The organism is Phycisphaeraceae bacterium, assembly GCA_019636675.1.
Taxonomy (GTDB): Bacteria; Planctomycetota; Phycisphaerae; order Phycisphaerales; family UBA1924; genus JAHBXC01.
Window position 1 is genome coordinate 715205 of the sequence record JAHBXC010000001.1, and the last position, 14204, is coordinate 729408.

General features: G+C 68.2%; 14 protein-coding genes and 1 pseudogene. 10 read left to right on the forward strand and 5 right to left on the reverse strand.

From position 1 onward, the window contains the following. Positions 1–55 precede the first annotated feature (55 nt). Both KF684_03025 and KF684_03030 read left to right on the forward strand, forming a co-directional pair. Entirely contained in the window at positions 56–1492 is a 1437-nt protein-coding gene (locus tag KF684_03025) for a 2-oxo acid dehydrogenase subunit E2 (protein ID MBX3351882.1), read from the forward strand. A gap of 394 nt (positions 1493–1886) precedes the next feature. Continuing rightward, positions 1887–2978 carry an SUMF1/EgtB/PvdO family nonheme iron enzyme gene (locus tag KF684_03030; GenBank protein MBX3351883.1) on the forward strand — a complete coding sequence of 364 codons (1092 nt, stop codon included), beginning with the start codon at positions 1887–1889 and terminating at the stop codon, positions 2976–2978. Positions 2979–3192: 214 nt separating this feature from the next. Here the strand turns inward: KF684_03030 and KF684_03035 are convergent, their stop codons facing one another. Then, positions 3193–3885, reverse strand: coding sequence for a cobalamin B12-binding domain-containing protein (locus tag KF684_03035; GenBank protein ID MBX3351884.1), 693 nt, complete (start codon positions 3883–3885; stop codon positions 3193–3195). Between the two features lie 322 nt (positions 3886–4207). Here KF684_03035 and KF684_03040 point away from each other — a divergent pair, with 322 nt between their 5' ends. Then, a complete protein-coding gene (locus KF684_03040) occupies positions 4208–4873 on the forward strand; it encodes a CoA transferase subunit B (GenBank protein MBX3351885.1) in 666 nt (221 codons plus the stop codon). A 35-nt stretch (positions 4874–4908) separates the two neighbouring features. On the opposite strand, the gene KF684_03045 is transcribed toward KF684_03040, so the two are convergent. Beyond that, the gene (locus KF684_03045) at positions 4909–6804 is read right to left on the reverse strand and encodes a hypothetical protein (protein MBX3351886.1); all 1896 of its coding nucleotides are present in this window, start codon (positions 6802–6804) and stop codon (positions 4909–4911) included. 171 nt (positions 6805–6975) lie between these two features. Then, on the reverse strand, positions 6976–7707 hold the full coding sequence (locus tag KF684_03050; GenBank protein MBX3351887.1) for a haloacid dehalogenase type II: 732 nt from the start codon (positions 7705–7707) through the stop codon (positions 6976–6978). Positions 7708–7836: 129 nt separating this feature from the next. Here KF684_03050 and KF684_03055 point away from each other — a divergent pair, with 129 nt between their 5' ends. Both KF684_03055 and KF684_03060 read left to right on the forward strand, forming a co-directional pair. Further along, complete coding sequence (locus KF684_03055) at positions 7837–8400, forward strand: sigma-70 family RNA polymerase sigma factor (GenBank protein ID MBX3351888.1); 564 nt, start codon at positions 7837–7839, stop codon at positions 8398–8400. Continuing rightward, the gene (locus KF684_03060; GenBank protein MBX3351889.1) at positions 8397–9029 is read left to right on the forward strand and encodes a hypothetical protein; all 633 of its coding nucleotides are present in this window, start codon (positions 8397–8399) and stop codon (positions 9027–9029) included. Before KF684_03055 ends, KF684_03060 begins: the two co-directional genes overlap by 4 nt. 32 nt (positions 9030–9061) lie before the next feature. Here KF684_03060 and ubiE read toward each other — a convergent pair whose 3' ends face one another. Further along, positions 9062–9844 carry a bifunctional demethylmenaquinone methyltransferase/2-methoxy-6-polyprenyl-1,4-benzoquinol methylase UbiE gene (gene ubiE, locus KF684_03065; protein ID MBX3351890.1) on the reverse strand — a complete coding sequence of 261 codons (783 nt, stop codon included), beginning with the start codon at positions 9842–9844 and terminating at the stop codon, positions 9062–9064. Positions 9845–9899: 55 nt separating this feature from the next. On the opposite strand from ubiE, the gene KF684_03070 reads away from it, so the two are divergent. From KF684_03070 to KF684_03090, 5 genes and pseudogenes are all read left to right on the forward strand, one after another. After that, on the forward strand, positions 9900–10235 hold the full coding sequence (locus tag KF684_03070) for a hypothetical protein (protein MBX3351891.1): 336 nt from the start codon (positions 9900–9902) through the stop codon (positions 10233–10235). Continuing rightward, positions 10232–11131 (forward strand): M48 family metalloprotease, encoded by a 900-nt coding sequence (locus KF684_03075; protein MBX3351892.1) that lies wholly within the window; start codon positions 10232–10234, stop codon positions 11129–11131. The genes KF684_03070 and KF684_03075 overlap by 4 nt, the downstream gene beginning before the upstream one ends. Positions 11132–11233: 102 nt before the next feature. After that, positions 11234–11620, forward strand: a complete 387-nt coding sequence (locus tag KF684_03080) for a hypothetical protein (protein ID MBX3351893.1) — start codon at positions 11234–11236, stop codon at positions 11618–11620. A gap of 126 nt (positions 11621–11746) precedes the next feature. Next, positions 11747–11857 (forward strand): annotated as a pseudogene (locus KF684_03085) (prepilin-type N-terminal cleavage/methylation domain-containing protein). 787 nt (positions 11858–12644) lie between these two features. Further along, entirely contained in the window at positions 12645–13307 is a 663-nt protein-coding gene (locus KF684_03090; protein MBX3351894.1) for a hypothetical protein, read from the forward strand. Positions 13308–13424: 117 nt separating this feature from the next. Here KF684_03090 and KF684_03095 read toward each other — a convergent pair whose 3' ends face one another. Further along, entirely contained in the window at positions 13425–14201 is a 777-nt protein-coding gene (locus KF684_03095) for a hypothetical protein (GenBank protein MBX3351895.1), read from the reverse strand. Between the last annotated feature and the right edge of the window lie 3 nt (positions 14202–14204).

Consider the following 14204-nt stretch of genomic DNA (forward strand, 5'->3'; position numbering starts at 1 on the left):
TGCCCGCAGACCCGCCCCGTACGAAAACGACCCCCACCGACGCTCTGGAGCGCCCATGGCCGGCAAGACCTCGACCGACCCCAATGTCTTCATCCTCCCCGACCTGGGCGAGGGCGTGCACGAAGCCGAACTCATCCGCTGGCTCGTCAAGCCCGGCGATCGCGTCGAAGAACACCAGACCGTCGCCGAGATGGAGACCGACAAGGCACTCGTCGAGGTCCCCTCCCCACGCGACGGCGTCATCAAGACCCTCAACGGCGAGGTCGGCGAGATCATGAAGGTCGGCGCCATCGCCTGGACCTACGAGGGCGCGTCCAGCGCAGCCCCCGAGCCCAAGCCCCAGTCCCAGACCGCGCGCGGCGTCTCCACCACCAAGACCGTCGAGCGCCAGGGCGCCGTCGTCGAGCACGCCAACGAGGGCGAGCGCGAGGACGCCGGCACCGTCGTCGGCTCCCTCTCCGAGATGCCAGGCCTCACCGCCGCCGCCGGCAAGGCCCTCGCCACCCCCGCCGTGCGACGCGTCGCGCGCGACCTGGGCGTCGACATCGACACCGTCCCGGGATCGGGCATCGGTGGTCGCGTCACCGAAAAAGATGTCCGCGCCTTCGCCGAGCACTCCTCGTCCAAGCCCGGGCGCAACGGCAGCGCGCCGCACGCCGCCCCCTCGCGCCGCGACGACCACGAGGTCATCGAGCGCGCCCCGGCGCCCGCCCCGCGCCGCGAGTCCCACTCCACCCCCGCCCTGGCGGTCAATGTCCCCGAGCGCCCCCGCCCCGCCGCCCCCAGCGCGCCGGGCGAGCTCGTCCGCATCCCCATCCGCGGCGTGCGCAAGACCATCGCCGCCCGCCTGCGCGAGAGCGTCAACACCGCCGTCCACTTCAATGTCATGGACGAGGCCGACATCACCTCCCTCGACGCCGTGCGCAAGCGCACCGCAGCTAGCAGCGGCGAGAAGATCTCCTTCCTCCCCTTCGTCGCGTCCGCCGTCTGCAAGGCGCTCCAGGCCTACCCCTCGCTCAACGCCACGGTCGACGACGACGCCGGCGAGGTCCTGCGCCACCGCGCCGTGCACCTGGGCATCGCCGCCGACACCGACCACGGGCTCACCGTCCCCGTCATGTTCGACGCCGACCGCATGGGCGTCCTCCAGATCGGGCGCGAGATCGACAACCTCGCGCGCATGACGCGCGACCGCTCCATCCCGCGCGACCTGCTCATGGGCAGCACCTTCACCATCAGCAATGTCGGCTCCTACGCCGGGCGCTTCGCGACCCCGATCATCAACTACCCCGAGGTCGCCATCCTCGGCGTCGGGCGCGCCCGCGACGCGGTCCTCGTGAAGGACGGCATGCTCAAGATCGCCAAGGTCATGCCCCTCTCGCTGGCCGCCGACCACCGCGTCGTCGACGGCGCCGAGGCGGCGCGATTCCTGCAGCATGTCATCGACCTGCTGCAGGCGCCGGAGAACCTGCTGGCGCCGGCGCGTGGCTGAAACGCCCGTGGGTAGCGTGGTACCGCGCAGCCGTGCCACGAACAACGTACTGAAACAACACCAGCGCCGCGTCACTCACGCGGCGTTGTTCTTTCTCTCTCCTGTCGAGCGCAGCGAGATGGGAGGGGCCAGGGAGGGCTACCCGCTCTCCCGTCTTCACTCCCCACCCTCTGCCTTCTCTCCGCTCTTGACCCTCCGCGGTGAATCTCTTCTTCGCTCGCGGGTGCACGGATCAACGAACCACCCGCGCTTCGAGCCCCGTGCTCCCCCCCGGGGCTCTGATCCGATTTCTCCCATTTTCCTCTTGGATTCACGCTCCCTCTGTGGTACCTTCCGGCCGCACAGCCGCCGCCCGGCGGGTTCGGTCGAGTCACTCCGTTCCGAGGAGCGTCGCGTGAGATATCCCGGTCTTTCTGTTGTCGTGCTGCTCTGCGTTGCGCCGTCCGCCGCCCTCGCGCAGGGTTCCGGGGGCGGGGGCGTCCACAACAACCACCTGCTGCGCCTCACGCACGAGCACGGCCTGACCTTCAGCGAGATCGGCGACCCGGGCAACCCCGACTTCGTCTTCCAGCGCATCCCCGGCGACCCGCCCTTCGTCTTCGGCGGCGTGGACTACCGCTACCGCATCTCCACGACCGAGGTCACTCGTGCGCAATGGTTCCCGTTCCTCAACGCGCTGGCGCCGCACATCTACGGCATGGGCTTCTCCCCCAACGACAGCGCTGTGCTGGGCGGGGCCGACTGGACCGGCAACGACTCGAACGGCGTGCCACGATTCCGCTTGCTTCCTCAAGCAGCGCCGCTGCCGGCGTTCGTCGGTTGGCGGCCCGCGGCGCTGTTCACCAACTGGCTGCACAACGGCGCCCCCACCGGGCCCGATGTCCCCCTCTCGGTCTTCCAGACCGGCGCGTACGACGCCTCCACCTTCACCCAGAACCCCGACGGCTCGTACAACGATCAGGCCTCGCGCAACCCCGACGCGAAGTTCTGGATCCCCACCAGCGATGAGTGGCACAAAGCCGGGTACTGGGACCCCAACCGCTACGGCGACAATGAAGGCGGCTGGTGGCTCTTCCCCAACGCGACCGACGATCGCCTGACGCCGGGCCTCCCGAGCGAGGGCGCCGAGACGAACTTCGGCGTGTCGTTCGACGACGCGCCGGGCATGCCCGCCGCCGTCGGGAGTTACCCCGACACGCAATCGCCCTGGGGTCTGCTCGATGTCTCCGGCGGCGGCAGGGAGTGGCTGGAGGATGTCGATCCCTTCGTGGGGCCGAAGTTCCGGGGCCGCATCGGCACGCTGGGCGGCTCGACCGAGTCGCTGCTTCTCCGCGGCGACCACCTCGGGTGGATGTACGGGGACTTCACGAGTGTCGTCTTCCCTTCCGGCGTGCTCCGCATCGCGGCGGCGGTTCCGAGCCCGGGAGTTGGGGCGTGCGCCGTGTTCGCCAGCGCGATCACGCTCGCCGCGCGCAGGCGACGCTGACGCCAACGCCCCCTCGTCCGTCATCGCCGATGGGCGAGGTCGGGTCACTTCTCCGTGGCACGGCTGCGCCGTACCACGCCACCCATCTCCCCACTCTGCGCACTCTGCAATCTCTGCGGTGAGCTCTCTCCCCTGCAAAAAACAAAGCGGGCGCGACCCTTCACAGCCGCGCCCGCTCTTGACTTATGCCTCGTGCCTCTTGCCCCGTGCCTTCTCAAGCAACCTTGCGCTTCGTCGTGCGCTTGCGCCCGACGGTGCGGTTCTCGGAGCCCGTGAGGATCTCGGGGTTCTCGCTGATCTCGAGCACGAGTTCGCGCGGGTCGGTCGCCCACAGGTCGGCGCCGATCTCTTCCGCCAGGCCCTCGGCCCGGTTGAACACGCCCCCGCCCACCGCGATCTGCACGCGGCTGCACGCGCCGATCTCGTGGATCGTGTCGATGAGTTCACGGATGTTCGGCAGGTCGCTCGGCGCGTTGGCGAACATCACCAGCACGTCCGGCTGCGTGTCCTGCACGCGCTCGAGGATCTCGTCGTTCGCGATCCCGCCGCCGGCGAACGAAACCTCGAAGCCCTCGACATCCAGCAGGTCCGCAGCCATCTGCGCCGCGAGCTCGTCGGCGTCGGTCGGCCCGCACACCGCGAAGACCGAGCGCCCGTTGCTGGGCTTGCGGGTGAACTTCGCGGAGGTCTGATCGACGAGCACTCGCAGCAGGCGTGTGGCCATGTGGTGGGCGAGCGTGCTGAGCTTGTCGCCGCGGTGCAGTTTCTCGACGAGTTCGTATGTCGGCCAGCACAGGTCGGCGACGATGCGTTCCGGGGTGAATCCCGCGTTGGTCGCGTCGTCGAGGACGCTCCGGGCCGCGGCGCGGTCGCCGCTGATGAGGGACTCGAAGAGACGCTCGGTCATTCGTTCCGTATGCACTTCCATGCTCCGCGTTCGTGTCTATGCACGCGAGGAGCGACTCCGTCGCATCCCGCCACCGTTTCCCTGTTGTTCCTGGCCGGCTCCCGCCGACGCCTTCACGATGCGAACTCTCGTCCGCGGGCATGCTCATCGGGGGACGGCGAACAAACCCGTGAAATCGACAGGGGCGCGCACGGGAAACCCCCAGAATCACAAAATCGCGTCCGATAAGCGCTTTTCTCGCGCCCGCAACCCCCGGTACAGAGGGGTTTTCCGCGTCGCGACCCTCAAAAACCCAGCGGTTCCGGGGGCCATAGACTGCGTGATGCCCCTCAACCGCGACCAGATCGCCGCCCGAGCAGCCAAAGAACTCCGAGACGGATTCGTTGTAAACCTCGGGATCGGCATGCCCACCCTCGTCGCCAACCACATCCCCGAGGGGATGCAGGTCTGGCTCCAGTCCGAAAACGGGCTGCTCGGCATCGGGCCCTTCCCCACCGAGGACAAGGTCGACGCCGACCTCATCAACGCCGGCAAGCAGACCATCACCGCCGTCCCGGGCGCCGCCTACTTCTCCTCCAGCGAGTCCTTCGAGATGATCCGCGGCGGGCATGTCCAACTCGCCATCCTGGGCGCGATGCAGATCAGCCAGGAGGGCGACATCGCCAACTGGATGATCCCGGGCAAGATGGTCAAAGGCATGGGCGGCGCCATGGACCTGGTCGCCGGCGTGCGTCGCGTCATCGTCATGATGGAGCACAACTCCAAGAAGGGCGAAGCCAAGATCGTCAAGGAATGCTCGCTGCCCCTCACCGGCCGGCGCTGCATCGACATGGTGATCTCCGACCTCTGCGTGCTCCAGATGGACCACGACAATCGCCGCTTCCGCCTGATCGAACTCGCCCCCGGCGTGACCGCCGACGAGGTCGTCTCAAAGACCGAGGCGGAGATCCTCGTCGACGAGACGATGCTCAAGCCCGTGAGCGTGTGAGCGGCTCCCGCCCCTGGGCGTCACCGCCGAAGCGCTCAGTCGCAGCCCGAACAATCGATCCCCAGGTTGGCCGAGATGATCTGGATGTCTTCCACGCCGATCAGGCCGTCGCCGTTGATGTCGTGGACATTCGGCGCTTCGACCGGACCGAAGGGCTGAGAAAGAAGCGCCGCGATGTCGTCCATGGTCACCGTGCCGGACCCGTCCACATCGCCCGGACAGCACGGCCGCGGCAGCATGCCCTCGATGACGATGTCGTCGATGTTCCAGCCGTAACTCTCCCCGACGATGCCGGACGGCCCCATCGTCCACCGGAGGTAAACCGTCGGTTCTCCGTCGGCCCATTTCGAGATGTCGTACTCGCGTCGCCGCCACTGCTTTTCACCAATGAGCAAAGTGGATACGGAATACAGGGGCGTCCACGCAACGCCGTCGGTGCTGATCGCGAACTCCACGGTATCTCCCGCAGAAAGGCCGATCCTGCGCCGAAATGAGACGCGGGACCCGGTCACGCCTGTCAGATCAATCGGGGGTGACACCAGGTGCGTAGCGGGCATCCTGTCTGGGTAATCACCCGCGAGATTAAACCCGATGACATTGTCGCCGGTGTAGCCGCTGGTGGGATCCTGTCCGTTGTAGCCCATTCCCAGGGGCTGCCCGAACTCCCAGCCCCCCGGCGAGAATCCGGTCCACCCCGTCTGATCCAGCGTGTCCTCGACGAGGTAACTGAGAACGCGCGTGCGAAGCCCGCATTCGATGATGATGACCGCCTCGCCGGACTCGCCGACCGAAGCCTCCGGAACGGATGTGCCCCCGGTGGCCTTCGGACTGTTCGTGGCGCTCAGAAAGCCGCCGAGATCGTCCGCGACGAACCTGAACTCGACGCGCCCGTTCCACTCGTCGTTCGGCGGAACAAACCGCAGATCGCCGCTCGCCATGGTGTAAGGCAGCATCCCCGGCTCGATCTCGACCGGCGGGTTCGCCGAGATGTCGAGAAGCCGTCCCTGCGCCGGCAGAGTCGTGACCCTGTACACGATGACGCCGATCGGGTGCCCGTCGTCGGTCGCGGATAACCGGAAGTCGATGGGCGTCCCTGTGATGGTTCGATGAAGCCGACTCTCCGCGACCGGCGGGAAGAACCCTCCCGTCTGTGTCGAGGAGAGGTCCGTGTTGACGAAGGTCAACGGCGTCCCGTTGCCTGCAGACAGCCCGACGATGGAGTCGGTGATGCTCGTCTCGACCCACGACATCACGATCTTGCCCGTGTAGTGCAGTTCGATCTGGAAGGTGCTCGAATCGGACATCAACTCGCGCGGCACATTCTCCCAGGTGACGACGAACCGATCGCTCAACCGGAGATACTCGAGCGAGCCGCCGCGCCTGACATCGAGATCGGCGGCCAGCGCAGAGATCCTCGCGCGGCTGAAATGCGTCGGGAGAAACCTCGGAACGCTCGTATCGCCCTGCCCGAAGGTGACATAGCCGTTCGAGCCGATGAACACCGCCGAGTAGGCATTGCCGAAGAACTGAAAGAGCGGAGGCGACATCCCGCCCGGCTCGAACTCGACTTCGATGTATGTGTCGTTCCCGATCGCGAACTCTTCCAGAACGGGGGTCCCGCCCGCCGGATCGATCGGCAGCGAATCGATCTCCGTGCGACGGATCGTGTACCGAAACGGGGCGTCGCCGCGACCCTGGACCGGGATGAACTCCAGAGACAGTCCGACCAGATCGAACGGACGTGGCGGCCCACTGATTCCGGCGAGCGAGAACTCCTCTGTCGCGAACCGGTCCTGCGAAGACGCGGCGACGACCGATCCGTCCCGCTCCTTGAGGCGCGCCGGTGGAGTGTCGGCCAGATCCGCGGGGTTCGTCGTTGCTTGCGCAGCGAAAGACAGAGCACATCCGACGACTATGCCGAACGACATCATGATTGCGCCTCCCGTCCCAGATCCCGTCGCACGGTGGACAGCCCGAGACACCTCGGACGCGACACCCGCCGCTCACGGTTTCAAACTACCACCTTCTCTCGTGTGCCGCAAGCATCAAGGGCCGAGAATTCAGCAAAAAAAACGACAGCACGCGCCAGCGCGTCGCTCGCGTCAGTTGGTCGGCCCAGCAAACATCGCTTCAACCTCCCCAACGAGCGTTTCAAGATCCGCCACGACCAGATCCGGTCGCGCATCCGGCGAGCCGTCGAACGACGCACCCGCCTTCCCGGCGCCGCGCGCGACCCATACCGTCGAAAGCCCCAGCGCACGCGCCGGAGCGATGTCGTGGTACAGACTCTGCGCCACGTGCAGCACGCGCTCGCGCGGCAGGCCGAGCCGCTTCAACCCCTCGTCGAAGTGCGCACGCCCGGGCTTGTACGACCCCACATCCTGCGCCGTGACCAACGCGTCGAGTTCGACGCCCAGTTTCGGCGCCGTCAGCGCGAAGAGGTCGCGGTCGATGTTCGACAGCACCGCGAGCCGGTACCGCTTCTTCAACGAGCGCAGCGCCTCGCGCGTGTCGGGGAACGCCGGCCAGTCACGGATCGACTCCGGGAGCGCGTCTCGCTGCGCCGGGGTGGGCGTGAACCCGAACTCGCGCCCGAACCCGTCGACCACCTCGCGCAGCACATCCCGGTACGCCTTATGCCCGCCGCCTGGCGTCGGCCGCTCCGCCCCCGCCTCGAGCGTGCCGTAGAGGGAAAGCAGTTGCTCGTCGCTGACACCGTTCACGCGTTCCCCGAGGGTCCTGCGCAGCGCGGTCAGAATCCCCGCGCTCCAGTCGATCAGCGTCCCGTAACAGTCGAAGGTGAGCGCATCGAACTTCGTGAGGTCGAGGGTCATGCCCCGACTGTATGACCGCCATCCCCGAACACCGCCCGCGCCGATGCCCGTCGAACTGATTTCCTGCTGGCGCGTGTAAGCCCATCCCGGCCCGCGCGAATCACCGGGGAGAAGAGGAGCAACGGTCCGATGACCAGAGCGGCAGCCGCCCCCATGACGCACGACCTGAGAACGCAGCACGAGCGGTTCACACAGACCCTCCAGCGTCACGCCGGCATCGTGCGCAAGGTCGCCGCCAGTTACGCCTCCACCCGCGACGAACGCTCCGACCTGATGCAAGAGATCGCCCTGCATCTGTGGAAGGCGTGGCCCTCGTACGACCCCGCCCGCCCGGTCACGACCTGGATGTACCGCGTCGCGCTGAATGTCGGGATCTCGTCCCTGCGCCGGCGCAAGCACCCGGCGCGCCGGGCCGTCTCGCTCGAAGCGTCGCACGAGCCATCGATCAACGACGACGCGATCGACACCGACCAGATCGCGCTGCTGCGCCGGTTGATCGAGGACCTCGGCCCCCTCGATCGCGCCCTGCTCATCCTCTGGCTCGACGACCTGAACCACCAGGACATCGCCGAGGTGCTGGGGCTCAGCGCGAGCAATGTCGCCACGAAACTCCACCGGATGAAAGCGCGCCTGCGCGAACGCATGCAGGACGCCGACGAGCCAGCGCACCTCCACGCAAGGAACCAGCGATGACCACCGACCTCGAACTCAACGAACTGAAGCAGGCGTGGCGGGCCCTCGACACGCGCCTGGCCGCGGAGCACGCGCTGCGCGCCGAGGACCTGCGCGCCCGGCGCCTCGAAACGGTCCGGCGCACGCTGCTTCCGCTGTACTGGAGCCACCTCGCGCTGATCGCCTTCGGCGTGTTCCTCGTCGTGCTCGGCGTGCACGCGTGGAGCGCCTCGCCGGTCGGCGACGCGGTGTTCGTCTCCGGGGTCGTCATGCACGCCTACGGCGTCGTCACGATCATCGGCGCCGGCGTCTTCCTCACGATGCTCGCCCGCCTCGACTACGGCGCCCCCGTCGTCGCGATCCAGAGCCAGACGCTGCGCCTGCGTGTCGCCTACCGGCGCATGGGCTGGGTTCTGGGCGTGCCCTGGGCGGTGATGTGGCTCCCGCTGTTCCTCTGCGTCACGCGCATGCACGCACCGAACGCGGCCTGGCTGTGGCTGAACATCGTGATCTCGCTGGTGATTCTCGGCGTCGTGGCGCTGTTCACCCGACGCGCCCACCGCGCCAACTCTCCCGCGGCGGAATCACGCCATCTGGCGCGTGCCCAGACGCAACTCGACGATCTGGCCCGCTTCGAACGCGAGGAATAAGCAGCTTCCGGCAAGAGAGGGACTCGCGATCCTCACCCCGGCGCCATCGCCTTCGTGATCGTCACCACCCCCAGCGTCATCGGGTGGAACGACCAGCGCACGAACCCGTTGTCCCGCGCCATGATCCCCAGCTGCTGCGGCGACAAAAACGACTCCACCGACCTGGGCAGGTAGTAGTACGCCCCGCTCTTGTCCTTGCTGATCAGCGTCGCGGTCCGCGGCATCAGCCACCCGCTGTAGAAATCGTTGCCCCATCGCACCGGCGGGAACCGCGGCCTCGAGAACTCCAGGATCAGCAGACGCCCGCCCGGCGCGAGCACGCGACGGAACTCCGCGATCGCCGTCGCCGGCTCCTGCACGTTCCGGATACCGAACGCGATGCTCACCACATCGAAGGAGTTGTCGGGGAAGGGCAGCGCCTGCGCGTCGCCCTGCACATACTCGATGCGGTCGCTGGGTTTCGCGCGCGCGATGTCGAGCATCTGCGGCGTGTAGTCCAGACCCACCACGCGCTCCGGGTTCGCGTGCTTCCGGAACGCGCGTGTCAGCTCGCCCGTGCCGCAGGCCACGTCGAGCACGCGCTCGTGGGCGCAGACCTCCGCGAGCCGGACGACCTTTTTCCGCCAGGCGCTGTCGCGCCCGAACGAGTGGAGCCGGTTGTTCAGGTCGTAGGACTTCGCGATCGACGCGAACATCCCGCGCACCTTCTCGGCCTTCTGATCGCTGCGATGCGGGTTGTCGGCGAGCTCGTCGCGGGTCCACCCTGCGTCGGAGGGGGCCGCGGGCCCCTTCGCTGGGGAGTGCGTCTGCGTCATAGGGGCATGGTAGTTCGCACGATCGGGCGGGCCGGACTCTCCCTATCCTCTCGCGATGCCACCTCCCCCACGCGTTCAGGCCCGTTTGGGCGCCCTCCTGCTCTGGCTCGGCCTGGTGGTCAGTCTCGGGCTGACCCTGCTCACGACCTTCGCGTGGGGTTTCGCGAAGAGCGGGCTGCGCTCGCAGCAGACCGAGGGGCTGACAGACGAGGAACTTGCGCCCCTCGTGGCGCTGGTGGACGCTCTGGCGCAAGCGTCGCTGTGGGTGGCGCTGGGCGCGGTCCCGCTGGGGCTGCTGAGCATTGTCTCGGGGCTCATCCTGCGAGGGCGGGCGAACCGACGCGCGCGTGGCGCGTCGAACCCGCAAACCGGTACATTCTCGAAGCCATGAACATCGCACGATTCAACACATCCCGATTCGCGCTCCTGTTGGTCATCCTGCTGGGGGCGCCTCTCCTGACGGCGTGCACGACCAACCAGGCCACCGGGCGGTTTCAGCTCAACACCCTCAGCCGCGAGCAGGAGATCAATATCGGCGAAGAGGGCCAGCGCGAGATCGTCCCGCAGTACGGGGGCGCCGTCGCCAACGAGGCCCTGCAGTCGTATGTGCGAGAGGTCGGGATGAAGATGGTCCCCCACACCGAGGGCGACTACGCCACGCTCCCCTGGGAATTCACGCTGCTCGACAGCGAGGTCATCAACGCCTTCGCGCTCCCCGGGGGCAAGGTCTTCATCACCCGCGGCCTCGCGGCGCAGCTCAAGAGTGAGGCCGAACTGGCCGGCGTCCTGGGGCACGAGATCGGGCATGTCACCGCCGAGCACGCCGACAAGCGCGTCTCGGGCCAGCTCGTCTTCACCGGCCTTCTCGTCGGCGCCAGCGTCGCCGCCGGTCGCAGCAGCGACGACCTCGTCAAGGTCGGCGTCCCGCTTCTCGTGGGCGTAGGCGGAACGGGCTTTCTCCTCAAGTTCGGGCGCGACGAGGAGTACGAGTCCGACGCGCTGGGCATCCGCTACATGACGCGAGCCGGCTACGACCCGATGGGACAGGTCCGCGTCATGCAGGTCCTCGCCGACGCCAGCTCGGGCCCGCGCCCTCCCGAGATCCTCAGCACACACCCCTTCCCGGAGTCGCGCGTCGAACGCGCGAAGCGCCTGATCGAGAAGGAATACCCCCAGACGCAGGGCAACCCGTCCTACGGCCTCTTCCAGGACCGATACGAGCAGCGCATGCTCGCGCCCCTGCGAGCGCTGCCCCCGGCGAAGCACCGCGTCACGCCGCAGAACTGACGCCCGCCCCACGGACCCCGGCGTTCCGGAATGAACGATTCACCCCTGATTCGGGAAAGAACTTCTTGCAACCCCTCGGCTCACGAGGGATAATCATTGAGCATGGGTCATGTCGCGGGTCTAGCCCGGTTGCTGGTCGTTCTGGCGGTTGCGCTGCAATCGTTCGGCGTCCTGCGCGACATCCACGCCTCGCACTCGCACCAGCAGGGCGCCGAGGCCTCGCTCTCCATCGCGTGCGATGACCCCCACCCCCACTCACACCCTGCGCCCGCAGCCCCCGGCGACACATCCCCCGACGAGGACTGCCCGACCTGCGACCTGCTCGCCGTCCTCCTGAAGGGCTGGACGACGCCGCCCCCGGCGCAGCACGCGCCCGACTCTCGCCCCGTCGCGTTCCTCGCCGAGGCGCTCCCCGAGGCGCTCATCACGCGCCGGTGGTCGCCCTCGCGCTCGCGCGATCCCCCGACGAACACGAACCGCGCCGTCTGACGCCGCGTGTGGGATTTGTCCCGCGCGCCGCCTCGTGACATCGGGTCGTTCGTCCATTCGACATCCCGCCACCCCGTCGCGCCGTTGCGATCGCCCGAGCGACCGCGCCGCGCGGAGGATCCGGCCATGCGCACCACGCGCGCCTTCACGCTCATCGAGCTCCTCGTCGTCGTCGCGATCATCGCGCTGCTTATCGCCATCCTGCTGCCAACCCTCGGGCAGGCGCGCCGTAGCGCGATCACCGTCAAGTGCCTCGCCAATGTGCGCAGTCTCCAGATCTCTCAGGAGCTCTACGCCAACGACCGACGCGGCGAGCTCGTCGACGCCGGACTCCCCCACGGCGGCGTGGGCAACGAAGCGGGATCCTGGATCAACACGCTCCAGGAATACCACGAGACTCCCCTCCTCCGCCGCTCGCCGGCCGACCGGAGCGTCCACTGGCCGACCGACGAGGGCGGGCAGGGAGTCCCAGTCCCCCCAACGACCGATGTCTTCCGACGCACAAGCTACGGGATCAACAACTACCTCACCTCGTACGCCCCGTTCATCGCGTGGCGCAACCGTGACGTGATCCCCCGCCCGGCGTCGACGGTGCAGTTCCTCCTCATGACCGAGACCGGTGAGTACGCCGGATCAGACCACCCTCACATCGAGGGCTGGTGGATCCGCGGCATCCGCGAAGAGTTCATCCCTCGCCTCGCGGCGCGCAACGTGCAGATCGACCAGCACGGCGGGCCGGCCGAGTCCTTCGACAGCAAGTCCAACTGGGGCTTCCTCGACGGGCACGCCGAGACCCTGCGCTTCAGGGATGTCTTCACCGACCTCGAGAACAACAAGTTCGACCCCGAACGCGCGTCCTGAGCAACCGTTCAGCCAGCGTCTGGCCCGAGCTTCACCCACCACCCTCAACCGTGTCGCGCGACGCGCGACGCCCGTTCTGTTTTGTACCCGCGTCCAGGCCGCGCCCGGCGGCCGCACACCCCCCACGGGGTGCACACCGGGCATGTTTCAAGGAGAGACAGCCATGAAGAAGATTCTTGCCGCAGCAGCGTTCGCTTCCCTCGCCTTCCCCGCTTCCGTCGCGATCGCGAGCCCGGAAGAGGACGTGAACTTCCGCGTCGCCAACGGGCGCATCATCACCGGCCTGCTCGATGAGGGCGCGTTCGTCCGCGAGCGCGTCTTCGGCGTCGAACTGGGCGAAGCCCTCCCCAACTTCGCCGACGAGCCCGGCTTCTTCAGCGACGAGGGCGTCTTCACGCCCGACTCCTTCCTCACCCTGCGCGTCCTCGACGGCCTGCGCGTCTGGAACGGCAGCGACTTCGACAACCTCGCCGACTCCACCATGACGCTGCAGTACCTCCAGCAGCAGTTCACCACCGCCGGCCTTGGCTTCGCCTTCGACACCTTCGACCTCCCCGTCAACTCCTTCGGCTCGCTCGACGACGAGCACCCCGACTACATCCTCAACTCCCCAGCCACCGACGGCGTCTACCTCCTCGCCCTCTCCATCCGCGGCGGCGGCGCGAGCGAGTCGCTGCCCTTCTACCTCGTCTTCAACCAGAACTTCGACGACAAGATCCACGACGCCGCGATCGACTTCGTGCGCGATGTGATCGTGCCCGCGCCCGGCGCCGTCGCGACGCTCGGCCTCGCGGGCCTGCTCGGCGCGCGCCGTCGTCGCGCCTGATCGCTGGAGGAGACCGAGAGAGCCCAACCCCCGGACAACTCGGCGTGGCACACACGCACGCCGACGCGTCCAGCGGGAGATCGCCGGGCCGGCCCCGACACGGGTCGGCCCGGTCTTTCATTCCGGATCGTGCGTCTCGACGCGCCACGCCCGCCCGCCCATCGAGGCACGCATCGCGCTCGCGCGCGCCGCGTCGGCGTCGTCGAAACGCGACACCACCGCGCCCTCGTCGATCACCACGCGCAGCAGCGGCAGCCCGGGGTGGACTTCGCCCTCGAACAGCGCGATCAGGTCGTGCGCGTCCTCGCCGTCGCGCCGGTACACCTGGCGGGGTGGCGACGCGACCGCCTCGCACCCCTCCACAACCAGCCCCTCGACGCCAGGCCTGACGAAGGCGGCCACACCCCCTCGCAACAACGGGACGCCCGGCGCCGGGAGCATCGCAAACTCAACGCGCTGGCCATGCGCCATCGCCCTTTCGAGCGAACCGAGCAGGTCCGGCGCGTCGAGCCGGTCGATCGTCACGCGATACTCCACGCCGCGCGAGCGCGCGAGCGAGAGCGCAGACGCCGCGTCGTCGACGACCTCGCGCAGCGCGTCGGGCATCGCCTCCCCCGCCCAGACCCGGTGCAGGTCGCCAGCGTGGGCGCGCACGAGCACGCCGGCGCGATCGAGGCCGAGCGCCCTCTCGCCCGGGGACAGCGCGTCGATATCGCCCAGCGCGAAGGTGGTCGCCTGCAGACCGATCACCGGGGCCACCGAGGCGCGCCACCGCTCGCCGCGGTCGTCCTTCGGGAACGCGACGGACGCACGGGCGAACTCCGTCCATCTCGCGAGCAGCGCCGCCCAGGTCATCGCGGACAGCGGCAGCCCGTCGCCGGGTGAGTGGTCCATGCC